Origin of the sequence: Teichococcus aerophilus, assembly GCF_014490485.1 — a bacterium.
Taxonomy (GTDB): Bacteria; Pseudomonadota; Alphaproteobacteria; order Acetobacterales; family Acetobacteraceae; genus Pseudoroseomonas; species Pseudoroseomonas aerophila.
This window is the reverse complement of sequence record NZ_JACTVA010000004.1, coordinates 153,173-176,908: the sequence shown is the minus strand read 5'-3', so window position 1 is coordinate 176,908 and position 23,736 is coordinate 153,173. Positions and strand designations below refer to the sequence as shown.

Sequence of the window (23,736 nt, the reverse complement as noted above, 5' to 3'; positions counted from 1 at the left end):
GGGCCTGCCCTTGAGGACCGCCTGATGCGCCGCTCCGCCCTGTTCTCCTGGCTGCAGGCGGCGCCGCTGGCGCTGGTGCTGGCCGTGTTCCTGGTCGTGCCGATGGCGATGATCGTCGTCGTCAGCTTCTTCGACTACAGCGCCTTCGCGCTGATCCCGGATTTCGTCTTCACCAACTACCAGGAAGCCTTCGGCTCCGCCGTGACGTGGCGCACCTTCGGCAAGACGTTGTGGTTCGCCGGGCTCACCTGGATCATCACCCTCTCTGTCGGCTTCTGGCTGGCTTACTATCTGGCCTTCGTGGTGAAGGGGGAGATGACGCGCACGGTGCTGTTCGTGCTCTGCACGGTACCGTTCTGGACCAGCAACCTGATCCGCATGATCGCCTGGGTACCCTTCCTCGGCCGCAACGGGCTGATGAACCAGGCGCTGATCGGCATGGGGGCGATCGACCGGCCGCTGGAGTTCCTGCTGTTCTCGGACTTCGCGGTCGTGCTGGCCTTCGCGCATCTCTACACGCTGTTCATGGTGGTGCCGATCTTCAACACCATGATGCGCATCGACCGCCGGTTGCTGGAGGCGGCGCGCGATGCCGGCGCCGGCTTCTGGCACACGCTGTGGTGCGTCATCCTGCCGCTGTGCAAGCCGGGCATCGGCATCGGCAGCATTTTTGTGATTGTGCTGGTGATGGGCGACTTTGCCACGGTGCGCCTGATGAGTGGGGGGCAAAGTGCCTCCGTTGGGCTGATGATCAGCAACCAGATCGGGCTGATGCAGTACCCCGCCGCCGCCGCCAACGCGGTCGGGCTGTTGGCCATGGTACTGCTGCTGATGGCCGCCATCCTGCGCGCCATCGACATCCGGCGGGAGCTCTGACGCCATGCCCGGCCGCCTTGCCCGCTTTTTGCTGACGGCGCTGTTCGTGCTGTTCCTCGCCTTCCTCTACGGGCCCACCTTCACCATCACCATCCTGTCCTTCCAGGGGCCGGATGGCGGGCTGACCTTCCCGATGAACGGCATCTCCCTGCACTGGTTCGGCCGGTTGTTCGCCACCCAGGCGGTGGGCGACATCGGCGCCGCGCTGCAACGCTCCCTGGCGCTGGCGGCGATGGTCACGGTCTCCACCGTCGTGGTCTCCCTCGCCGCCGGCATGGCGTTCCGACGGCGCTTTCCCGGCGGCACGGCGCTGTTCTACCTGACGCTGGCCAGCCTGATCGTTCCCTCCATCCTCGTCTCGCTCGGCGTCGGGCTGCTGTTCAACCTGATGGAGTGGGACACCGCCTGGTATTCCTCCGGCTTCGGGGCACAGCTGACCTGGACGCTGCCCTTCGGCCTGCTGATCATGTTCGCCGTGTTTAACCGCTTCGACCGCGCGTGGGAGGAAGCGGCGCGGGACATGGGGGCCACGCCCTGGCAATCCTTTCTTCACGTCGTTCTGCCCATCATCGCCCCCAGCGTGGTGGGCATCGCCCTGTTCGGCTTCACGCTGTCCTTCGATGAATTCGCCCGCACCTTGCTGACGGCGGGCAGCGGCAACACCCTGCCGCTGGAAATCCTCGGCATGACCACCACGGTGACCAACCCGGTGCTCTATGCGCTGGGCACGGCGTCCACGGCTTTGTCCTTTCTTGTCATCGGTGGGGCAATCCTGGGCGTTAGGGTCTTGCGGAAGCGCGGCGGCGGATGAAAATTCCGCTATCATGCTCACCTGATAAGACGGATACCCGCGCCGACCGTTCCTGGCAGGAGGAGCGGTGAACGGGTGCCGATAAGGGGCGGAATATATGCTGGGGCGATTGCGCGCACAGATCAGCACGCTGCTGGGCCATCCGCCCCACCCCGCCTCCACGCCCTGCCCGCCCGATACCGAAAGCCTTTACCGGCTGCTGGCCGAGAATGCGTCCGACATGATCGTCCGGCTCTCACTGGACGGCACGCGCACCTACGTCTCCCCCGCCTGCCGCACCATCCTCGGCTATGAGCCGGAGCAGCTGATCGGCGTCTCCACCTTCAGCTTCGTGCATCCGGACGACCAGGACATCGTGCGGGAGCGGATGCAGCACCTGATGGAGACCAAGGCCGACCAACGCGGCCGCAACCGCGTGATCCGCGCCGATGGGCGGATTGCGTGGATCGAGGCCAGCCTGCGGCTGCTGCCCGGACCGGCCACCGGCGCGGGCGGCGAAGTCGTCGCCATGGTGCGGGACGTGACCGAGCAGGTGGAGAACGAGGCGCGGATCGAACAGATCGCCGGCACCGACTACCTGACCCAGCTGCCCAACCGCCGCGCCTTCCTCGCCGCGCTGGAAATGGCCCTCAGCCGCGGCGCCCCCTGCGCGCTGCTCTACGTGGACCTCGACAACTTCAAGCCAATCAACGATACGCATGGCCATCTGGCCGGCGACGACGTGCTGATCGAAGTCGCGCACCGGCTGCGGCGGGAAGCGCCGGAGGACGCGCTGGTCACCCGCCTCGGTGGCGACGAATTCGCCATCCTGCTGGCGGAATCCCGCGCCGCCACCGCCCCCGCGCTGGCCGAGCGCATCCTGGTGGCGCTGGCCGCGCCGATCCAGACCAGCTGCGTGGTGGCCGAGATCAGCGCCAGCATCGGCATCACCCTCAGCCCCGAGCACGGCACGGAGACCGAGGCGCTGCTGCGCGCCGTCGACCTGGCCATGTACAACGCCAAGCGTCTGGGCACTGCCCACTACCTCGTCTTCTCGGAGGACATGGAGGAGGAGCGGCGCGAGGCCGCCATCCACCACCTGCGACTGCGGCAGGCCATCCTGGCCGGGGAGATCATCCCCTACTACCAACCGCTGGTGGATCTGCGCAGCCGCCGCCTGATCGGGCTGGAAGTGCTGGCCCGCTGGCGCCACCCGGAGCGCGGCATCCTGCCCCCGTCCGAGTTCATCGACGCGGCGGAGCGCGCCGGGCTGATCGGCCTGATGTTCGAAAGCATCCTGCGCCAGGCCAGCCAGGATGCGGCGCGCTGGCCGGATGGGCTGAAGATCGCGGTCAACATGTCCCCGCTGCAACTGCAGGACGCCACGCTCTCCGGCACCGTGCTGGACATCCTCTCCCAGACCGGGCTCAGCCCGCTGCGGCTGGAGCTGGAAGTGACCGAGACGGGCATCGTGCATGACCTGGGCACCGCCAAGCGTGTGCTGGCCATGCTGCGCACCGCCGGCATCCGCGTGGCGCTGGACGATTTCGGTACCGGCTACGCCAGCCTGCGCATGGTGAAGGAACTGGCGGTGGACCGGCTGAAGATCGACCGCAGCTTCGTCGTCGCCCTCGCCTCCGCGCCGGAAAGCGGCCGCTACGTCTCCGCCATCATCGGCCTTGCCCGCGCGCTCGGCCTCGGCACCACGGCGGAAGGGATCGAGGACGCCGCCACCATGCGCCGCATCGCCGCCATGGGGTGCGACCTGGGCCAGGGCTACTATTTCGGCCGGCCCCGCCCGATGGAGGGGCTGGATTCCTGGCTGACCTGCGCGGCGGAAGGCATCCCCATCATCCCCGAGATCGAAGCACAGGCGGCGAGCGACTGAGGAGCAGTCGGAAGAAGGCCGGGGAACGAATTCCATGGGCCCCTTCTTTTCTGTTTTCGAGTTTTTACGGGTGTGGCTGTTGAAGCCGCGCGCTTGAGAGGCGGCTGGGTGCGCTGGAGATCCCAGACCTCCGATGACCGACGGTTCAGCCCGCGTAGCCCATTCTTAAAGTCATCAAGAAGCGTCCGTCCTCAGTCCTGAAGCGCTGCGCCAAACTTGCAGAAAAAATGGGGTCCGGGGAATTCCCTCCCCCGGCCTTGTCCCCATCCTGTCCGGCAAGAAGCAATCAGGCCCCTTCAGCGCAGGCTCTCATACACCTTCATGGCGTGCCCGTTATGCGGGAAGCCGCCGCATTCCTGCATGCCGAGATCGCCCAGCACGGCGCGGGAGGCGGTGTTGGTTTCCCGCGCCACGGCGATGATGCGTCGCAGGCCGGCGGCGTGGCCGAATTCCAGCGCGGCGCGCGCGGCTTCGCGGGCGTAGCCGCGGCCACGGACCTGTGGCCACAGGGCGAAGCGCAGCGCCACGCCCAGCCCGTCCGGCCGTTCCATCAGCCCGACGATGCCGAGGAAGGTGTCGTCCTCGCTGAGATGCACCGCCCAGGTGCCGTAGCTGCGCGTGGCCCAGAAGGCCATGTCGTCGCGCAGCTCCTGGTCCGTTCGCTCCGGCGTCCGGGTGCCGTTCAGCATCAACCCGAAGGCGGCCTCATCACCCTTCAGGGCAATGAGGTCGTCCAGGTGCTCCGGTCCTACGGGGCGCAGCGTCAGGCGAGACGAACGCACCGTATGCGGGGATTCCACCCGCGCCAGGAGGCCCACCGGGTTACCGGGTAAGGGGGCGGTATTTGATCCGGTGCGGCTGGTCCGCCGCCGCGCCCAAGCGTCGACGTCGATCTGCCTCGTACGCCTGATAGTTGCCCTCGAACCATTCGACGTGGCTGTCGCCCTCGAAGGACATGATGTGCGTCGCCAGCCGGTCGAGGAACCAGCGATCATGCGAGATGATCACGGCGCAGCCGGCGAAGTCCTGCAACGCCTCTTCCAGCGCGCGGAGCGTATCGACGTCCAGGTCGTTCGTCGGCTCATCGAGCAGGATGACGTTGTGCGGGTTCCGCAGCATCTTGGCCAGGTGCAGGCGGTTGCGCTCACCACCGGAGAGCACGCCGACCGGCTTCTGCTGGTCCCCGCCCTTGAAGTTGAAGGCGGCGGCGTAGGCGCGGGACGGCACGGCCCGCTTGCCCATCATGATCATGTCCTGGCCGTCGGAGATTTCCTGCCAGACGGTGCGCTTGTCATCCAGCGTATCGCGCGACTGGTCGACATAGCCGAGCGTGACGGTCTCGCCGATCTTCAGCGTGCCGCCATCCGGCGTCTCCTTGCCGGTGATCATCTTGAACAGCGTCGACTTGCCGGCGCCGTTCGGGCCGATGACGCCGACGATGCCACCGGGCGGCAGCTTGAAGGACAGGCCGTCGATCAACAGGTTGTTGCCAAAGCCCTTGCGCAGGTCGGTCGCCTCGATGACCGTGTTGCCCAGGCGCGGCGCCGGCGGGATCTGGATCTCGGTCGGGTCCGGCGCGCGGTCCTGCGACTTGGCCAGCAATTCCTCATAGGCCGCGATACGCGCCTTGCTCTTGGACATGCGCGCGGCGGGGGAGCGGCCGATCCACTCCTGCTCCTCGGCCAGCTGGCGCTGGCGGGTGCTCTCTTCCTTCTCTTCCTGCTGCAGGCGCTTGCGCTTGGCGGTCAGGTAGGAGGAGTAGTTGCCCTCATACGGGATGCCGCGGCCGCGATCGACCTCCAGGATCCAGTTGGTGACGTTGTCCAGGAAGTAGCGGTCGTGGGTGACGATCAGCACCGCGCCTTCATACTCGCGCAGCGTCTTTTCCAGCCAGGAGACGCTCTCGGCGTCCAGGTGGTTCGTCGGCTCGTCGAGCAGCAGCAGGTCGGGCTTTTCCAGCAGCAGCTTGCACAGCGCCACGCGGCGGCGCTCACCGCCGGAGAGCGTGGTCACCGGGCTGTCGGCCAGCGGCGCGCGGAGGGCGTCCAGCGCGATGTCGATGGTCCGGTCCAGATCCCAGCCATCGGCGGCGTCGATCCGCTCCTGCAGCTCGGCCTGCTCGGCGAGCAGGGTGTTCATCTCCTCCTCGCTCATCTCCTCGGCGAACTTCATCGAGATCTCGTTGAAGCGCTCCAGGTCGTCCTTCAGCGTGCCGAAGGCTTCCATGACGTTCTCGCCCACGGTCTTGTCGGGGTCGAGATGCGGCTCCTGCGACAGGTAGCCGACGCGCACACCTTCCGCCGCCCAGGCCTCGCCGCCGAACTCCTTGTCCTGGCCCGCCATGATGCGCATCAGCGTGGACTTGCCGGCGCCGTTGGGGCCCAGAACGCCGATCTTGGCGGTGTTCAGGAAGGAAAGGGTGATGCCTTTGAACACCTCACGCCCGCCCGGATAGGACTTGGTGAGGTCTTTCATCACGTAGACGTACTGAGGAGCCATGGCAGAGCAGTTCCGGCGCGCTGTTCGGCCCCGGTTCTAGCCACCGCAGGCCGCTACGCCAAGCGGAAGCACTCGCGCGGCAGCCTGGAACCTACATGGCAGACCCGCCCGGGCCGCCCATGCGGGGCGGCGCCGGCCGGGTGGGCCCGGCTCAGGCGGCTTCCTGCACCTGGTCCCGCCCGGCGCGCTTGGCGCTGTAGAGGGCGTCATCGGCGCGGGAGAGCAGCTGGCTCAGCGTCTCCCCCGGGCGGCCGGCGGCAATGCCGAAGCTGGCGGTGACGGCGCCGGAGGGCAGCGGGAAGCCCGGCCGCACGCTGCGCAGCGCCTGGCGCAACCGCTCCGCCACCGCGCGGGTGGCGCTGCGGTCCATGTTGGCCAGGGCGATGGCGAATTCCTCGCCGCCCAGCCGGCCGAACAGGTCACCCCGCCGCAGCACCGGCAGGCAATTGCGCGCCACCAGCCGCAGCACCTCGTCGCCCCCGGCATGGCCGGCGTGGTCGTTGATGGTCTTGAAATGGTCCAGGTCGAAGGTCACCAGGCCGAAGGTCAGGCCTTCCACCTGGCAGGCATGCAGCGCGGCCTCCGCCTGCAGCATGAAGCCGCGCCGGTTGCTGATCTCGGTCAGCCCATCCGTCTCGGCCTGCCGCCGCAGTTGCTCGGTGCGTTCGCTGACGCGGTATTCCAGCGTCCGGTTGACCTCGGCCAGCGCCCACTCGGCTTCCCGCCGCTCACTGACCAAGGCCAGCAGCGTCAGGATGTTCATGGCGCAGAGCACCACCAGCATGCTGGCGGATTGCATCGGGTTGGTGACGCCGGCGCCCTGGAACGGCCCCAACCCCGCCACCGTGCCGGCGGAGGCGATGATGCAAATCAGCGTCAGCAACGTGTAGGCGGCGCGCAGCGAAATCCGCAGCGCGATCCAGGACAGCGGCACCGCCAGCAGGAACACCAGCTGGGCAGAGGGCAGCCCGGGCGGCAGGTGGAAGGAGAAGACCAGCGCCGCCAGCCCGGCGGTACCGATCCAGACCCCGCCATCCAGCAGCGCGGCATGGGGGCGGCGGGCGCCGCCACCGGGGCTCTCCGGCGTCCGCTCCACCCCCAGCCATAGCGCCAGGGAGGGGGCGAAGTAGAAGGTGCCGCCCGCGTCGCACAGCAGCCAGCTGGCCCAGACCGAGCCCGCGCTCTCGGCCGGCAGCCCGCCCAGGGCCAGCAGGCTCAGCGTGCCGATCGTGGCGGTGATGGCGGCATGCAACAGCACCGCGCCCAGGATGAAGGCGACGACGCCGCGGAAGCGGGTGAACAGCCCGCTGGCCGGCCGCAGCCAGCGGGTCAGCATGGCCCCGGCCAGCGGCCCGAGTGCATTGCCGATGGAGATGGCGGCCGCCACCTGCGGCGCGGCGGCGAAGACCCACGCATTGACGATGAAGGAGCCGAGGAAGATGCCCGGCACCAGCCGCCAGCCCCCCAGCATCGCCATGGTCGCGGCCAGGCCGGCCGGCAGCCAGATGGGCGCAGGGAACAAGCCGAACGCGGCGAAGAAGCGCCCGACCGCCCAGCCCAGGGCCAGGTAAACCAGCGCGACGGTCAGATTGCCGCCGAGCCAGAACAAGGCGCTGCGGCCCTGGCACCAGCCTGGCAGCCAATTATCCTGGCTGGCGGCGATGCGCTGCAGAGCGCGCCAGACGGGCAGTCCGGCCGAGTCGGTCTCGGGCGGCAGGGGCAAGGCCCCGGGGATGGTGATCGACATGCTCCGCCGCGGTCCGCCGGTACTTCTGGGGGAGAGAGAAGCAGCATCTCGCGCACATTATATTCATGTTGCAAGCGCGATCACGAAAAGCGGCGCACTCCACGTGCGGTCCGCTGCGCGGAGCGACGTTTTTGCCGCAGCCTTCCCCTGCGCCCGGCAGGACTTGAACCCGCAACCAAGCCGTTATGAGCGGCCCGCTCTAACCAATTGAGCTACAGGCGCCTGGGAAGCAGCGCATTAGCTAGACCGGCCCGCCGCAAATCGCCAGAGGGGGCCGGTGACCAACCTGCCTCAGCGGGACAGGAAGGTGCGGATCGCCGCCGCCGCCTGGGCAATGTTCGCCACGCCTTCCAGGTGCCCCAGCGGCCCCTTCAGGTCGACGGTCTGGACGTTCTGGCCCATTCCCTTCAGCGCCGCCGCCAGCTCATGCCCATACTCCACCGGGAAGACCCGGTCAGTGACGGAAGGCATGACCAGCCAGCGGGCCCGGCTGCGGGCCAGGGCGGCGTCGCGGCTGTCATATTCGTTGAGGAACAGCTGGTTGGCGCGGGTCAGGTACAGGAAGGAATTGGCGTCGCTCATCCGCGCGCGGGCCATGGCGTTGTCGTCCAGCCATTGCTCCACGGCGAACCGGTCCTGGATGCGGCGGGACGGGTCCTGCCCCTCCCCGGGCTTGCGGCCGAAATCGCGCGCCCAGCCACGGTCCCGCGATTGCAGCGTGACGATGCGCAGCGCCTCCGCCAGCCCCTGCAGCGGCGGCTGGCGGCCCTGGGCGTAGTAGTCGCCGTTGCGCCAGTTGGGGTCCAGGCGGATCGGCGCCTCCCAGAGATCCATCCAGCCCAGCAGCCAGGCATCCATCTCACCCGTGCCGATCACCGGCATGGCGCGCTCCACCCAGCCCGGGTAGGCGCAGGCCCATTCGATGACCTGCAAGGCCCCCATGCTGCCGCCGGCGGCCAGGGCCAGCTTCTTCACCCCCAGGCTCTCCAGCAGCAATTTCTGCACCTCCACGAAGTCCCGGATCGAGACGACGGGGAAATCCATCGCATAGGGCCGCCCCGTGGAGGGATTGACCGAGGCCGGGCCCGTGGTGGTGGTGCGCGCATCCCGCGCGTTCAGATTGACCAGCGTGTCGGAGGCAATGACGAAGAAGCGGCCGGTATCGATCGGCTTGCCGGGGCCGATGATGGAATCCCAGTAGCCCGGCGCCTCGCCCGCCGCGTAGCGCCCGAAGGCGTGGCTGTTGCCGCTGAAGAAGTGCGTGATCAGCACCGCGTTGTCGCCAGCCGCGTTCAGCGTGCCGGCGGTCTGGTAGCCGACGCGCCCCGTCGCCAGGTTGGCGCCGCCGCGTGTGCGGTAGTTCTGGAACTCGAAGACCTTTTTCTCGACCAGCAGGCTTTCCCCTGCCGGGGCGGGCGCGGCGGGGGGCGTGGCCGGGCGGGGGGATGGCGGCGGCGGCACGCGGCTCTGGGCGCTGGCCACCTGGGGCAGGAAACACGCCAGGGCCGACGCGGCCAGCAGGCTACGGCGGGTGGTCATTCAGCGGTTCCTCCACTCGTCACGGCGCTTTGGGCCGTCGGTCGCGGCCCTGCAATATGGTGCGCCGGGTGCGCGGCCCGCCGCAAGGGGGCGGCAGCACGAATGGACGCCTGCCGCGCCCCCTGCTAAGCCGCGCGGACAAACGCCACAGCGCCGCGGCGACCCCCGCCACCGGGCGCAATTCGAACGGATGGGCATTCCCAGATGGACGTGACGAAGCTTCCCACCGGCAAGAACCCGCCGTACGACATCAACGTCGTCATCGAGATCCCCCAGGGGAGCCAGGTGAAGTACGAGCTGGACAAGGACAGCGGCGCCATCATGGTCGACCGCTTCCTGTTCACGCCGATGGCCTACCCGGCCGCCTACGGCTTCGTGCCCGGCACCCTGGCTGATGATGGCGACCCGTCCGACGCCCTGGTGCTGGCCCCCGCGCCCGTGGTGCCCGGCGCCGTGATCCGCGCCCGGCCGATCGGCGTGCTGTTCATGGAAGACGAGAGCGGCCAGGACGAGAAGCTGGTCTGCGTGCCGCATGACAAGCTGCACACCGCCTACACGGATGTCAAAGACATCGCCGACCTGCCCAAGATCACCCGCGACGCGATCGAGCACTTCTTCACCCGCTACAAGGACCTGGAGCCCGGCAAGTGGGTGAAGGTGCGCAACTGGGGTGGTGCGGCGGAAGCCGCCGCCATCCTGGAGCGGCAGATCGCGGCCGCCGCGAAGTAAGACGATAAAGGCGGGGGCCCCAGGCTCCCGCCTTTTTCTTTGAAGCATCCGCAGCAGCCCAGGAAGATCAAGATGCGCCTGTCGAAGCCCGGCCAGGATATCGTGTTGGTTCAATCGGCCGATTCGGTGAACTACTTTTCCCCGCTCCGGACCACGTCACGCATCAACCGCGAATTCTGCCTGAAGCACGACATCGACTACACCTGCCACCATGGCATCATCCGTGGCTTCCACCCCTGGCAGGCCTGCTACAACCGCATCTACACCCTGCAGAACCTGATCGGGCTGGGGTTCACCGGCTGGTACATCCACCTGGATGCCGATGCGTGGGTGCACAACACCAATTTCGATATCCGCGCCTACCTGGCCGGCTGTGCCGATAACTCGATGATCTTCGCGAAGATGGCGAGCGGGCAGAAGTGGGACGTCAATGACGGTATCTTCCTGGCCAATTGCGCGCATCCGGACACGCGGGAGGTCGCGGCCGCCTGGCAACGGGGCGCCGAGGGCATCAGCGAGGACAGCCTGCGCGCCGCGCCCAACTGGTACGATAATCACGTGCCCTGCGACCAGAATCTGCTGCAGAACGTGTTCCGGCGCGATGACGAGCGGCTGACCGCCCATGTCCGCTATGAGCCCATCAGCTTCATGAACGCGCCGACCTCCGACGTGTTCTGCCAGTTGCTGCGGGCGCAGCAGACGGACCCGGCCAAGCGGCTCGGGCAGATCCAGCACCGGGTCGGCATGGCGATCGCCCGGCAGAAGCTGCCGCCCGAGGACCCGGTCCTGCACTACTGCAACCTGGCCCGCACCCTCGGCCTGCCGTTGCCGCGCGAGGCCGAAGGGCTAGGCGAGATCGTGGCGCACCGCAAGGCGCTGGTGGAGTTCCTGCGGAAGACCCTGACGGAGCTGGAAGCGCCGCCCGCCAAGAGCTAGCCCCACCCGCCTTCGGGCACGGGCGAGACACGCGTTCAGTCAGCACCGGGCCCTGCCCCAGCCTGCACCGCGCCGGAGGAACCAGCCTTGATCCTGAACAGGCCCGACCAGGACATCGTCCTGGCCCAGTCGGCGGACCCGGTGAACTACTTCGCGATGCTGCGCGCCACGTCGCGCATCAACCGGGCCTACTGCCTCCGCCACCGCATCCACTACATCTGCCACCACGGCATCATGCGCGGCTTCCACCCATGGCAGGCCTCCCACAACCGCATCTACATTTTGGACGAGCTGCTCAGCCTGGGGTTTGAGGGCTGGTACCTGCATCTGGACTCGGATGCCTGGGTCAACGACCTCGGCTTCAACCTGCGGGGCTACCTGAACGGGCTGGGGCTCGGCACCTCCTTCGTCTTCGCCCAGGGCGGCACGGCGGAGGCCTGGGACGTCAATGACGGCGCCTTCCTGGCCAACCTGGCCCACAAGGACACGCGGGAAGTGATCCGCGCCTGGCGGGCGGCGGCGGAAAGCGCGTCCCTGCGGCATCTGCGCGCCGCGAGCGACTGGTCCCAGGGCCCGAAGGATCAGCAGATGCTGCAGGATATCCTGCGTGCGGACGGCGCCCGGCTGACGGCGCATATCCACCCGGAGGCCTTCACGCTGTTCAACGGGGTGAAGGGCAGCTTCGTCCGCCAGATGCTGCGGCACCACCAGCCGGACCCCGCCCTGCGCCTGCGGGCCATCGAGCTGGAGGTGGAGAAGGCGCTCGCCCGGCAGAACGTGGCGATGGAGGACGAGGTCGCGGTGTTCTGCGGCATGGCGCGGGTACTGGGCCTGCCAATCCCGCGCGACGCGGCGGAGATCGGTGCCCTGATGGCCGACAAGGCGGCGCTGGCCGCCTTCCTGCAAGAGGCAGCCAAAGCGTGATCGGCTGGGGCCGGATCACATAAGGCCCGGAACGCGCTCTACGAATGCAGCTCAGCGGAACCCGCCTCAGCCAGCCCGCAAGTGGTCCGGTATCTTGAGGCCCAGGCGCACCGGCACCGGCCAGATCTCCCGCACCCGGCGCGTCTCGGTAAAGCCGGCGGCGCGGTAGTTGGGCAGCGCGCGGGGGTGGTCGGCCGTGCAGGTATTGACCGTCAGCAGCTTGGTGCCGCGCGTCCAGCCCTCGTCGATCGCGTGGCGCAGGAAGGCGTTACCCATGCCCTGCCCCACCGCGTGCGGCAGCAGGCCAAAATAGGCGATGTTGGTCTGCCCGCCGGAGCGCCGCTCCAGCTCATAGAAGCCGGCCGGGGCGCCGTCTCGGTACAGCACGTGGATGCTGGTGGCGGGGTCGGCCAGGATCGTGGCGATCTCGGCATCCGCCGCCGTTCGGCGCAGCCACCAGACGTAGTCCTGCCCCACCGTGTTGTAGAGGTAGCGGTAGAACGGCACGGTGCAGTGCGTCGCTACCGTCACCACCGCATCCGCCGGCAGGGCCGGCCCGGGTGGCGCCGGCGGCAGTTCCATCCGCAGGAAGGTCACGTCCACCGCGACGCGGATGGCGGGCTCTACCAGGGACAGCTTCACCGACATGGCGGCCTCAATTATCCAGGAAGCTGCGCAGCTTGCGGCTGCGGCTGGGGTGCTTCAGCTTGCGCAGCGCCTTGGCCTCGATCTGCCGGATACGCTCGCGCGTCACGTTGAACTGCTGGCCGACCTCTTCCAGCGTGTGGTCGGTGTTCATGCCGATGCCGAAGCGCATCCGCAGCACCCGCTCCTCGCGCGGCGTCAGGCTGGACAGCACGCGGGTGGTGGCCTCGCGCAGGTTGGTCTGGATAGCGGCATCCAGCGGGATGATGGCGGCCTTGTCCTCGATGAAGTCACCGAGATGGCTGTCCTCTTCGTCGCCGATCGGCGTCTCGAGCGAAATCGGCTCCTTGGCGATCTTGAGGACCTTGCGGACCTTCTCCAGCGGCATGCCGAGCTTCTCGGCCAGTTCCTCCGGCTGCGGCTCGCGGCCGATCTCGTGCAGCATCTGCCGGCTGGTGCGGACCAGCTTGTTGATCGTCTCGATCATGTGCACGGGAATACGGATCGTGCGCGCCTGGTCGGCGATGCTGCGGGTGATGGCCTGACGGATCCACCACGTCGCATAGGTGGAGAACTTGTAGCCGCGGCGGTACTCGAACTTATCGACCGCCTTCATCAGGCCGATATTGCCTTCCTGGATCAGGTCCAGGAACTGCAGCCCGCGATTGGTGTATTTCTTGGCGATGGAGATCACGAGGCGCAGGTTCGCCTCGATCATCTCTTTCTTCGCCTGGGTCATGTCGCGCTCGCCGCGCGAGACGGCGGAGTAGACCCGCTTGAACTCGTTGACCGGCAGGCCCGTCACCTCGGCCGTGGCGCCGATCTGCTTGCGAACCGCCTCCACCTCGTCGCGGGAGCGTTCGACGAAGTTCTTCCAGGCCTTGCCCGGCAGGGCGCCGACGCGGTCGATCCAGGCGGGGTCGATCTCGGCGCCGCGCCAATGGGTCAGGAAGTCGTCGCGCTTGACCTTGCTGGCTTCGGCCAGGCGCAGCACCTGCCCCTCGAAGCCGGTGATGCGCCGGTTCAGGCCCTTGAGCTGGTCGACCAGCTCCTCGATCCGGTTGTTGTGCAGGTGGACCTTCTCCACCAGCGCCACCAGCTCCAGCCGCACGGCCTCGTAGGCCTGCTCGGTCTTGGTGCCGAGGCCGCCGCCGGCGGTGTAGGCCTCCATGCGCTTCAGCTGCATCTTGTGCAGCTTGCCGTAGAGGCCCTCGATTTCCTCGAATGCCGCCAGCGCCTCCGGCTTCAGCTTCTCTTCCAGCGCGGAGAGGGAGAGGCCCATCCCCTCGCCTTCCTCGCCGTCCTCGAACTCCTCGGCCTCGGCGGGCGGCGGGACGTCCGGGCTGTCGGCGGCGGCGGTGGCTTCCAGGTCGATGACGTCGCGCAGCAGCATGCGGCCGTCCTTGACCGCCTCATGCCAGGTCAGGATCGCCTGGAAGGTCATCGGGCTCTCGCACAGCCCGCCGATCATGGCGTCCCGGCCGGCCTCGATGCGCTTGGCGATGGCGATCTCGCCCTCGCGGGAGAGCAGCTCGACGCTGCCCATCTCCCGCAGGTACATGCGGACCGGGTCATCCGTGCGGCCGAGGGTCTCCTCGTTGACGTTGCCGGTGGAGCCCTCTTCCTCTTCTTCCTCTTCCTCGGCGCCTTCGGCCTTGGCGGCGGGCTTCGCGGTGCCCTCGCCTTCCTCGGCTTCCTCGGATTCCACCACGTTGATGCCGAGCTCGCTCAGCATCGCCATGGTGTCCTCGATCAGCTCGGAGGAAACCTGCTCGGACGGAAGGGCGGCGTTCAGTTCGTCATAGGTGACGTAGCCGCGTTCCTTGCCGCGGGCGACGAGCTTCTTGACGGCGGCGGAGAGGGTATCGAGCAGGGCACCTTCCACTGCTTCGTCGCGGGTCTCGACTGTCTCGGTACCACCTGCCGTCTTGCTCGCCATGCCGTCCGCTCCGTCAGATGCCGCCGCACATGCCACCCGAAGCCATCGCCGGAAAACCGGCGCGGGTGGCGCATCGTTCTGATTCCAGCGGGCCCCGGAAACCCTGGGGCGCCGCGCACCACACTTCGGGCCATAGCCGCGCGTGGCCCCGCAACACAAGAGCCGGTGGAGCGAAAGCCACGCCGTTACAGCGCGGTGTCGGCCTCGTTGGTGTCATCCTCCATATCCCCGCGCTGCTGGGCGGAGAGGGCCTCGGTCAGGCGGACCAGCCGTGTCAGCGCGGCTTCGTCGTTCGAGGCGATCCAGTCCAGCTCCGCCTGCCGCCGGTCTTCCATCAGGGCCTCCTGGCCGCGCAGCAGGCCGAAGAAGTGCCACCAGCCCGCCGCCACTTCCTTCGGCAGGGCCTCGGCCATCGCGGCGCGGGGCAGGCCGGGCAGGCGCGTGGCCCAGGCCAGTTCCTCCGCCCGCGTCGCCTGCAGGTGGGCGCGCAGGGCGTCCGGGTCAAGCTGCTCGGCGCCAGCATGCCAGTGCAGGATGCCGTCGCGCAACAATGCCTCGGGGCTGTCGGGCGGCAGGTCCAGCTGGCCCAGCGCCTCCTCCACCTCCGGCAGCAGCCAGGGGTGGGAGATGGTCATGGCCATCAGGCACCCGGCGCGTTCCCGCTGCGTGCGATCGCGGTCGATGCCCGGGCTGGGCAGGTTCAGCGCCGGCGGGCCGGGGCGGCCACCCTTCTTCCACTCGCCACGCGGGGCGAAGCGCGGCTGCGGCGCCCGCCGGCCGGATTCGAAGAACCGGTCCAGCAGCAGCCGCCGATATTCAGCGCCGAGCGTCTTGTCCGGGATGACCTCGGCGGCGCCGACCAGCTTGTGGCGCAGGGTGGCGCGGGCTTCCGGCGTGGCGCCCGGGCTCTGCGCCGCCAGCATGTCGTACAGCACGTCGCTCAGCGGCTTGGCGGCATCCAGCAGGGACTGGAAGGCGCCGGCGCCGTTCTTGCGCGTCAGGGAATCCGGGTCCTCGCCCGCTGGCAGGGCGATGAAGGCCAGGGTCCGCTCCGGCGAGAGCAGCGGCAGCGCCGTCTCGGCCGCCTTGGCGGCGGCGCGGGTGCCGGCATTGTCGCCGTCGAAGCACAGCACCGGGTCCGGCACCATGCGCCAGAGTTCCGCGAGCTGCTCCTCCGTCAGCGCGGTGCCGAGCGGCGCCACCGCCGCGCCGAACCCGGCCTGGTGCAGGGCGATGACGTCCATGTAGCCTTCGGCCACAACCACCTTCTGGCCCCGGAAGGCGGCTTCCCGCGCCAGGTCGATGCCATAGAGGTTGCGGCGCTTGGAGAAGAGGTCGGTCTCCGGCCCATTGACGTATTTCGGCTGCCCGTCGCCCAGGATGCGCCCGCCGAAGGAGACCAGCTTCCCCCGCCGGTCCCGGATGGGGAACATGACGCGGTTGAAGAACAGGTCCACCGGTGGCTCGCTGCCCTCCCCGGCCCGCATCAGCCCGGCATCCACCAGTTGGCGCAGCTCGATGCCCAGCGGCTTCAGGTCCGCCGCCAGCGCGCCACGCCCGCCGCCGGACCAGCCGAGGCCGAATTTCTGGATGGTCGCCTCGCTCAGGCCGCGGCGCAGCAGGTAGTCCAGCCCGGCGCGGCCTTCCGGCAGGCGCAACCGGCGCTGGAAGGCCTCGGCGGCGGCTTCCAGTACGGCATGCAGGTCGCGGCTTTTGGCTTCCCGCTTCGCCTGTTGCGGGGTGGCCTTGGGCACTTCCAGCCCGGCCTCGCCCGCCAGCCGCTCCACCGCCTCGGGGAAGGAGGCGCCGTCGCTCTGCATGACGAAGGCAATGGCATCACCATGCGCCCCGCAACCGAAGCAATGGTAGTGGTCGTCATAAATGTAGAAGGACGGCGTCTTCTCGCCGTGAAACGGGCAGCAGGCCCGCCATTGCCGCCCGGACCGCGTGACCTTGGTCTTGCGGCCGATCAACGCCGGCAGCGGCGTCCGCAGCCTGAGCTCGTCCAGAAAATTGGGAGGCAACGCCATGAGGTGGCTCTTAGAGCATGAGCGGTGCGGGCGTCAGCGGGGAAGTGGCTGCGGGAAAGCGTAAGGTCGGCGAAAGAATTCCCCGAACCCCCTTCTTTCTTTTGCAAGCTGGGCTTCGGCCGGAAGGACAAACCGGCGCGCCGGGTGAAGAGCCGTTATGAATCATAAAGGCGGCGCGGGCTGACTGTCAGTCGCCGGAGGGTCACCTGTCTGGGAGCGCCACGCCAACTCGAAGAGAAAAGATGGGGGCTCGGGGGAATTCCTCCCCCCGACCTGACTCTTTCCCCATCAGGCGCCCAGCTTCGCCTTCACCAGCGGCCCGGCCTTGCCCATGTCCAGCGTCGCCGCGTACTTGGCGCGCAGCACGGCCATGACCTTGCCCATGTCCTTGATGCTGGTGGCGCCGGCCTCGGCCACGGCGGCATCGACGGCGGCCTGGGTGGCAGCGTCATCCATCTGCTGCGGCAGGAAGCCCTCGATCACGGCGATCTCGGCCTCTTCCTTGGCGGCGAGCTCCGGTCGGTTGCCCTGGGTGTACATCTCGACGCTCTCGCGGCGGGACTTCACCATGCCGCGCAGCATGGAGACGATCTGCTCATCCGGCACCTCGGTCACGCCGGTGGGGCGGGAGGCGATGTCCGTGTCCTTCAGCTTGGCCATGACCATGCGGATGGTAGAGGTGCGCGCGGAGTCGCCGGCCTTCATCGAGGCCTTCATTTCCTCCAGGAAGCGTGCGCGCAGGGTCATGGTGAATCTCCTTGGTCGGGGGCCGGGCGCGGCGGCGCCAGGCATGGGTCGCGGGTATAAGGCCCGGGGCGGCGCGAGGGCCAGAGGAACCACCACAGGCCAGCCGCCCGGCAAGCGTGGGAATTTTTTTCCCACCGACTCCCGCCTGGAATTCTTGTGTTGGGAAAAGAATTCCCACATAAGGCCGGCATGCGGTCCGTCGAAGACATCCTGAGCCTGATCGGTGGCGCCGAAGTTGCCGCCCAGCGTTGTGGCATCGGTACGGAGGCCGTGCGGAAGTGGCGCCAGTCACGCGCCATCCCGCCCAAGCACTGGCCGGCCATCATCGCCGCCACCGGCCTGAGCCTGGCCGACATGCCGCTGGGCGCGCCCGCGCCTGCGACGGCGCCCCAGAGTTTCGCGCCCAAGACTTTCGCAGCCCCGGGCGCGGCCAAAACATCCGTGCCCCAGGGCGCGCCCATCACACCGGAAGCGGAGAGCCCGATGCAGACCCAGCAGCAGAGCAGCAGCATGGCCGCCGAGCAGCCGCCCTCCGGCGCCACCGCCGCGCTGGTCCTGGGCGACGGCTCCGTCTTCTGGGGCATGGGCTTCGGCGCCCACACCACCAGCGTCGGCGAGATCTGCTTCAACACCGCCATGACGGGCTATCAGGAGACCCTGACCGACCCGTCCTATGCCGGCCAGATCATCACCTTCACCTTCCCGCATATCGGCAATGTCGGCGCCAATGCGGAGGATGTGGAGAGCATCAACCCGGCCGCGCGCGGCCTGGTGGTGAAGCTGGACCTGACCGAGCCCGCCAATTACCGCGCCACCCGCCATTTGGATGACTGGCTGAAGAGCCACGGCATCCCCGGCATCGCCGGCGTGGATACCCGGGCGCTGACACTGCGCATCCGCGATGGCGGCGCGCCGAACGGCGTGCTGGCCTTCCCGGTGGATGGCAAGTTCGACCTGGCCGCCCTGCGCGCCGAGGCCGCCGGCTGGCCCGGGCTGGAAGGCATGGACCTGGCCAAGGAGGTCTCCTGCCGCCAGTCCTATGCCTGGGAAGAGGGCCTGTGGAGCTGGGGCCAGGGCTTCGAGAAGAACCCGGTGCGCGCCCACAAGGTCGTGGCCGTCGACTACGGCGCCAAGCGCAACATCCTGCGCTGCCTGGCCGATGCCGGCTGCGACGTGACCGTGGTGCCCGCCACCGCCACCGCCGAGGACATCCTGGCCCATAACCCGGATGGCGTCTTCCTTTCCAACGGCCCGGGCGACCCGGCGGCGACCGGCGTGTACGCCGTGCCCGCCATCCAGGGCGTGCTGGCTTCCGGTAAGCCGGTCTTCGGCATCTGCCTGGGGCACCAGCTGCTGGCCCTGGCCCTGGGCGCCAAGACCTACAAGCTGGACCGCGGCCACCGCGGCGCTAACCAGCCGGTGCAGGACCTCGCCACCGGCAAGGTGGAGATCACCAGCCAGAACCACGGCTTCGCGGTGGACGAGGCGAGCCTGCCCGCCGGCGTGACGGTGACGCACAAGTCGCTGTTCGACGGTTCCAACGAGGGCATCGCCGCCACGGACAAACCCGCCTTCTCTGTCCAGTACCACCCGGAGGCGAGCCCCGGCCCGTCGGACAGCCACTATCTCTTCCACCGCTTCGTGGACATGATCGCGGCCCAAAAGGGCTGAGCAACGGCCCTTTCCAGGAAAGAGGAACGAAGATGTTCGATCTCAGCGGACGGGTCGCCGTGGTCACGGGCGGCAATGGCGGCATCGGCCTCGGCATGGCGCGCGGGCTGGCCAAGGCCGGCGCCTGGGTGGCCGTGGTCGGCCGCAACGCCGACAAGAACAAGGCCGCGGTGGCCGAGCTGGGTGACGGCGCCTTCGCCATCCAGGCCGACCTGACGGAGAAGGATGCGGCGGACCGCGTCATCGCCCAGGTGGTGGAGCAGGGTGGCGGCATCGACATCCTGGTCAACAATGCCGGCACCAATATTCGCCGCCTGCCGCAGGACGTGACGGACGAGGAATGGATGGCCGTCATGGACGCCAACCTGACCAGCGCCATGCGGATGAGCCGTGCCGCCTACCCGCACCTGAAGGCCTCCGGCCACGGGCGCATCATCTCCATCGGCTCGATGATGTCGATCTTCGGCCTGCCGCTCTCCCCCGCCTATGGCGCCAGCAAGGGCGGCATCGTGCAGTACACGCGCAGCCTGGCCGTGGCATGGGGGCCGGATGGCATCACCGCCAACGCCATCCTGCCCGGCTGGATCGAGACCGAGCTGACGGCCGGCGCCAAGCGCGACATGCCGGACCTGAACGACCGCGTGCTGGCCCGCACGCCGCAGAAGCGCTGGGGCAACCCGGGCGACTTCTCCGGCCTCGCCGCCTTCCTGGCCAGCGACGCCGCGGCCTTCGTCACCGGCACGGCCATTCCGGTGGATGGCGGCCTGTCGGTGCACGGCTGAACTTCCTGCGCGCGGCCCATCCGCCGGGCCGCGCACCCTGTGATTGATCCGCATGACCCGCGCTGCACGGTGAACCCGCCGCCAGCGATCATGCTCCAGACCTGAGGCCCCTCCCCGATGCCGAAGCGTACAGACATCAAGTCCATCATGATCATCGGGGCCGGCCCCATCGTCATCGGCCAGGCCTGCGAGTTCGACTATTCCGGCGCGCAGGCCTGCAAGGCGCTGCGGGCGGAGGGCTACCGGGTCATCCTGGTGAACTCCAACCCCGCCACCATCATGACCGACCCCGGCCTGGCGGACGCGACCTATATCGAGCCGATCACCGTGGAGATGGTCGAGAAGATCATCGCCAAGGAGCGGCCGGACGCGCTGCTGCCCACCATGGGCGGCCAGACCGCGCTGAACACGTCCCTCAAGCTGGCCGAGGCCGGCGTGCTGGAGAAGTACGGTTGCGAGCTGATCGGCGCGAAGGCCGAGGTGATCGACAAGGCGGAGGACCGCCTGAAGTTCCGCGATGCCATGACCAAGATCGGCATCGAGAGCCCGAAGAGCGCCATCGCCCATTCGATGGAAGAGGCGCGCGCCGGGCTGGAGCTGGTGAAGCTGCCCTGCGTCATCCGCCCCTCCTTCACCCTGGGCGGCACGGGCGGCGGCATTGCCTACAACAAGGAAGAGTTCGAGCAGATTGTCTCCGCCGGCCTCTCCGCTTCCATGACCAAGGAAGTGCTGATCGAGGAGAGCGTGCTGGGCTGGAAGGAGTTCGAGATGGAGGTGGTCCGCGACAGCGCGGATAACTGCATCATCGTCTGCTCCATCGAGAACCTGGACCCGATGGGCGTCCACACGGGTGACTCCGTGACGGTGGCCCCGGCCCTGACGCTGACGGACAAAGAATACCAGCGCATGCGCGATGCGAGCATCGCCTGCCTGCGCGAGATCGGCGTCGATACCGGCGGCTCCAACGTGCAGTTCGGCATCAATCCCGCCGATGGCCGCATGGTTGTCATCGAGATGAACCCGCGCGTCTCCCGCTCCTCCGCGCTGGCGTCGAAGGCCACGGGCTTCCCGATTGCCAAGATCGCGGCGAAGCTGGCCGTCGGCTACACGCTGGACGAGCTGAAGAACGACATTACCATGGTGACGCCGGCGGCCTTCGAGCCGACGATCGACTATGTGGTCGTGAAGATCCCCCGCTTCACCTTCGAGAAGTTCCCCGGCACGCCGGCCACCCTGACGACCTCGATGAAGTCGGTCGGCGAGGCGATGGCCATCGGCCGCTCCTTCAACGAGGCGCTGCAGAAGGGCCTGCGCTCGCTGGAGACCGGCCTGTCCGGCCTGGATGATATCGAGCAGCCGGGCGATGGCTCGAAGGAAGCGCATCTCGCATCGCTGGCCACGCCGAAGCCGGACCGCGTGCTGAACGTGGCGCAGGCCTTCCGCGCCGGGCTGACGGTCGACGAGATCCACGGCGCCTGCAAGTTCGAGCCTTGGTTCCTGCGCGAGATCGAGAAGATCGTGCTGGCCGAGAACGAGGTCCGCAAGGCCGGCCTGCCGACCGACACGATCGGCCTGCGCAAGCTGAAGGCGATGGGCTTCTCCGACAAGCGCCTGGGCAAGCTGGCCGGCAAATCCGAAGCCGACATCACCGCGCTGCGCCACCAGGCCGGCGTGCTGCCGGTGTTCAAGCGCATCGATACCTGCGCGGGTGAGTTCGCGTCCGACACGCCGTACATGTACTCCACCTACGAAGGCGGCTTCGGTACGCCCGAGTGCGAGAGCCGGCCGACCGACAAGAAGAAGGTGGTCATCCTCGGCGGTGGCCCGAACCGTATCGGCCAGGGCATCGAGTTCGACTATTGCTGCGTCCATGCCTGCTACGCGCTGCGCGATGCGGGCTTCGAGACGATCATGATCAACTGCAACCCCGAGACGGTCTCCACCGACTACGACACCTCGGACCGCTTGTATTTCGAGCCGCTGACGGCCGAGGACGTCATCTCCATCATCCGCAAGGAGCAGGAGAAGGGCGAGATCCTCGGCTGCATCGTGCAGTATGGCGGCCAGACGCCGCTGAAGCTTTCCCAGGCGCTCGACAAGGCCGGCATCCCCATCCTGGGCACCAGCGCCGAGGCGATCGACATCGCCGAGGACCGCGAGCGCTTCCAGCAGCTGCTGAAGGGCCTTGGCCTGAAGCAGCCGCAGAACGGCATCGTCCGCACGCTGGATGAGGCGGTGGTGGAGGCCGAGCGCATCGGCTACCCCGTCGTCGTCCGGCCCTCCTACGTGCTCGGCGGCCGGGCGATGGAAATCGCCTACAACAAGGAGCAGCTGCTGCGCTTCGGGCAGGAGGCCGTGAAGGTCTCGGGCGAGAACCCGATCCTGATCGACCAGTACCTGCAGGACGCCATCGAGGTCGATGTGGACTGCATCGCCGACGAGGCCGGCAACGTCTATGTCGCCGGCGTCATGGAGCATATCGAGGAAGCCGGTATCCATTCCGGCGACAGCGCCTGCTCCCTGCCGCCCTACTCGCTCTCCCCCGCCATCATCACCGAGCTGAAGGCGGAGACGGAGGCGATGGCGAAGGCCTTGAAGGTGAAGGGCCTGATGAACGTGCAGTACGCGGTCAAGGACGGGGAAATCTTCGTCCTCGAGGTGAACCCGCGCGCGTCCCGCACCGTGCCGTTCGTGGCGAAGGCGACCGGCGTGGCCGTGGCGAAGATCGGGGCCCGCGTGATGGCGGGCGCGAAGCTGTCCGAGTTCAAGCTGGATGACGAGGCGATCAGCCGCCATGTCGCCGTCAAGGAAGCGGTGTTCCCCTTCAACCGCTTCCCCAATGTCGATGTCATCCTGGGCCCGGAAATGAAGTCCACCGGCGAGGTGATGGGACTCGACACCTCGTTCGAGCGCGCTTTTGCCAAGGCGCAGCTTGGCGCCGGCGTGAACCTGCCGCTGAGCGGCGGCGCCTTCATCTCGGTGAAGGAGGGGGACAAGAACACCGCCGTCCAGCTCGGCCGCCGGCTGACCGAGATGGGGTTCGCTCTCGTCGCCACCCGCGGCACCGCCGCCAAGCTGCGGGAGGCCGGGCTTGAGGTCTCCGTGGTCAACAAGGTGATGGAAGGCCGCCCGCATTGCGTGGACGCCATCAGCAATGGCGAGATCCAGATCGTCATCAACACCACCGGCAGCGGGGCCGCCGTGGCGGATAGCTTCGACATCCGTCGCAGCGCGCTGACGCATGGCGTGCCGCACTACACCACCATGGCCGGCGCGCGGGCCGTGGTGCACGCCATTGCCGCCCTCAAGGCCGGAACCCTTGATGTGGCGCCGGTGCAGGCTTACTTTCCCCCTTCGTTCTGACCGGGTGGGGCCGCTTCCGTGACGGAGGCGGCCTTAGCCCCCTTTATAGTCCCTGCCCCACCGGCGGTGCCGGCCCGGCCAAGATGGCCCGGCCGGCGCTACCGATGGGGCCATCGTTTGTTAGGAAGGGCACGCCGTGCAGAAGTTCCCCATGACCGCCGAAGGCCATGCAAGGCTCGAAGAGGAGCTGCGCCAGCTGAGGGCTGAGGAACGCCCCGCCGTGATCCGCGCGATCGCGGAAGCGCGTGCCCATGGCGATCTCTCCGAGAACGCCGAGTACCATGCCGCGCGGGAGCGCCAGTCCTTCATCGAGGGCCGGATCGCGGAGCTGGAGACCATCGTCCCGGCCTCGGAGATCATCGACATCTCCAAGTTCTCCGGCGACCAGGTGAAGTTCGGCGCCTATGTCACGATCATCGACGAGGAGACGGAGGAGGAGAAATCCTACCGCATCGTCGGCGCGTATGAGGCAGACATGAAGAACGGCTCCGTCTCCATGTCCTCGCCGCTCGCCAAAGCCCTGCTGGGCAAGTCGGTCGGCGATACGGTGGAGGTGCCGGCCCCGGGCGGCGCCCGTGCCTACGAGATCGCCAAGGTGCGGTTCCGCTGATGCAGCGGCCGTTGGTGGAGC

18 protein-coding genes and 1 tRNA gene are annotated in these 23,736 nt (G+C 68.1%); 10 read left to right on the top strand and 9 right to left on the bottom strand.

The window, feature by feature from the left end; genetic code table 11:
• Positions 1-24: 24 nt before the first annotated feature.
• The 3 genes from IBL26_RS04335 to IBL26_RS04325 all read left to right on the top strand — a co-directional run bounded on the left by IBL26_RS04335 (position 25) and on the right by IBL26_RS04325 (position 3,554).
• A complete protein-coding gene (locus IBL26_RS04335) occupies positions 25-876 on the top strand; it encodes an ABC transporter permease (RefSeq protein ID WP_187783218.1) in 852 nt (283 codons plus the stop codon).
• Positions 877-880: 4 nt separating this feature from the next.
• Positions 881-1,687, top strand: coding sequence for an ABC transporter permease (locus IBL26_RS04330; protein WP_187783217.1), 807 nt, complete (start codon positions 881-883; stop codon positions 1,685-1,687).
• 97 nt (positions 1,688-1,784) lie between these two features.
• Positions 1,785-3,554 carry a putative bifunctional diguanylate cyclase/phosphodiesterase gene (locus IBL26_RS04325; protein WP_187783216.1) on the top strand — a complete coding sequence of 590 codons (1,770 nt, stop codon included), beginning with the start codon at positions 1,785-1,787 and terminating at the stop codon, positions 3,552-3,554.
• A 296-nt stretch (positions 3,555-3,850) separates the two neighbouring features.
• On the opposite strand, the gene IBL26_RS04320 is transcribed toward IBL26_RS04325, so the two are convergent.
• From IBL26_RS04320 to IBL26_RS04300, 5 genes are all read right to left on the bottom strand, one after another.
• Positions 3,851-4,336 carry a GNAT family N-acetyltransferase gene (locus tag IBL26_RS04320; protein WP_367615368.1) on the bottom strand — a complete coding sequence of 162 codons (486 nt, stop codon included), beginning with the start codon at positions 4,334-4,336 and terminating at the stop codon, positions 3,851-3,853.
• Between the two features lie 40 nt (positions 4,337-4,376).
• On the bottom strand, positions 4,377-6,053 hold the full coding sequence (gene ettA, locus IBL26_RS04315) for an energy-dependent translational throttle protein EttA (protein WP_187783214.1): 1,677 nt from the start codon (positions 6,051-6,053) through the stop codon (positions 4,377-4,379).
• Positions 6,054-6,204: 151 nt separating this feature from the next.
• Positions 6,205-7,800 (bottom strand): sensor domain-containing diguanylate cyclase, encoded by a 1,596-nt coding sequence (locus tag IBL26_RS04310; RefSeq protein ID WP_187783213.1) that lies wholly within the window; start codon positions 7,798-7,800, stop codon positions 6,205-6,207.
• Positions 7,801-7,948: 148 nt separating this feature from the next.
• Positions 7,949-8,022 (bottom strand) — tRNA-Ile (locus tag IBL26_RS04305).
• 69 nt (positions 8,023-8,091) lie between these two features.
• Positions 8,092-9,339: an E22 family MetX-like putative esterase gene (locus tag IBL26_RS04300; RefSeq protein WP_187783212.1), complete on the bottom strand. Its 1,248-nt coding sequence runs from the start codon at positions 9,337-9,339 to the stop codon at positions 8,092-8,094.
• 204 nt (positions 9,340-9,543) lie between these two features.
• On the opposite strand from IBL26_RS04300, the gene ppa reads away from it, so the two are divergent.
• The 3 genes from ppa to IBL26_RS04285 all read left to right on the top strand — a co-directional run bounded on the left by ppa (position 9,544) and on the right by IBL26_RS04285 (position 11,928).
• Positions 9,544-10,068, top strand: a complete 525-nt coding sequence (gene ppa / locus IBL26_RS04295) for an inorganic diphosphatase (protein ID WP_187783211.1) — start codon at positions 9,544-9,546, stop codon at positions 10,066-10,068.
• A 72-nt stretch (positions 10,069-10,140) separates the two neighbouring features.
• The gene (locus IBL26_RS04290; protein WP_187783210.1) at positions 10,141-11,004 is read left to right on the top strand and encodes a hypothetical protein; all 864 of its coding nucleotides are present in this window, start codon (positions 10,141-10,143) and stop codon (positions 11,002-11,004) included.
• Between the two features lie 87 nt (positions 11,005-11,091).
• Complete coding sequence (locus tag IBL26_RS04285; RefSeq protein ID WP_187783209.1) at positions 11,092-11,928, top strand: hypothetical protein; 837 nt, start codon at positions 11,092-11,094, stop codon at positions 11,926-11,928.
• A gap of 66 nt (positions 11,929-11,994) precedes the next feature.
• On the opposite strand, the gene IBL26_RS04280 is transcribed toward IBL26_RS04285, so the two are convergent.
• From IBL26_RS04280 to IBL26_RS04265, 4 genes are all read right to left on the bottom strand, one after another.
• The gene (locus tag IBL26_RS04280) at positions 11,995-12,576 is read right to left on the bottom strand and encodes a GNAT family N-acetyltransferase (protein ID WP_187783208.1); all 582 of its coding nucleotides are present in this window, start codon (positions 12,574-12,576) and stop codon (positions 11,995-11,997) included.
• 7 nt (positions 12,577-12,583) lie between these two features.
• Complete coding sequence (gene rpoD, locus IBL26_RS04275) at positions 12,584-14,512, bottom strand: RNA polymerase sigma factor RpoD (protein ID WP_187783207.1); 1,929 nt, start codon at positions 14,510-14,512, stop codon at positions 12,584-12,586.
• A gap of 185 nt (positions 14,513-14,697) precedes the next feature.
• Positions 14,698-16,542 (bottom strand): DNA primase, encoded by a 1,845-nt coding sequence (gene dnaG / locus IBL26_RS04270; protein ID WP_187783206.1) that lies wholly within the window; start codon positions 16,540-16,542, stop codon positions 14,698-14,700.
• Between the two features lie 288 nt (positions 16,543-16,830).
• Entirely contained in the window at positions 16,831-17,289 is a 459-nt protein-coding gene (locus IBL26_RS04265; protein ID WP_187783205.1) for a GatB/YqeY domain-containing protein, read from the bottom strand.
• A 189-nt stretch (positions 17,290-17,478) separates the two neighbouring features.
• Between IBL26_RS04265 and carA the strand changes: the two genes are divergently transcribed.
• The 4 genes from carA (at position 17,479) to greA (ending at position 23,715) form a co-directional block, all read left to right on the top strand.
• A complete protein-coding gene (gene carA / locus IBL26_RS04260) occupies positions 17,479-18,960 on the top strand; it encodes a glutamine-hydrolyzing carbamoyl-phosphate synthase small subunit (RefSeq protein WP_187783204.1) in 1,482 nt (493 codons plus the stop codon).
• A gap of 32 nt (positions 18,961-18,992) precedes the next feature.
• Positions 18,993-19,742 (top strand): SDR family NAD(P)-dependent oxidoreductase, encoded by a 750-nt coding sequence (locus tag IBL26_RS04255; RefSeq protein WP_187783203.1) that lies wholly within the window; start codon positions 18,993-18,995, stop codon positions 19,740-19,742.
• Between the two features lie 117 nt (positions 19,743-19,859).
• The gene (gene carB / locus IBL26_RS04250) at positions 19,860-23,105 is read left to right on the top strand and encodes a carbamoyl-phosphate synthase large subunit (RefSeq protein ID WP_187783202.1); all 3,246 of its coding nucleotides are present in this window, start codon (positions 19,860-19,862) and stop codon (positions 23,103-23,105) included.
• A gap of 136 nt (positions 23,106-23,241) precedes the next feature.
• Positions 23,242-23,715 (top strand): transcription elongation factor GreA, encoded by a 474-nt coding sequence (gene greA, locus IBL26_RS04245; protein ID WP_187783201.1) that lies wholly within the window; start codon positions 23,242-23,244, stop codon positions 23,713-23,715.
• The last annotated feature ends 21 nt before the right edge of the window (positions 23,716-23,736 follow it).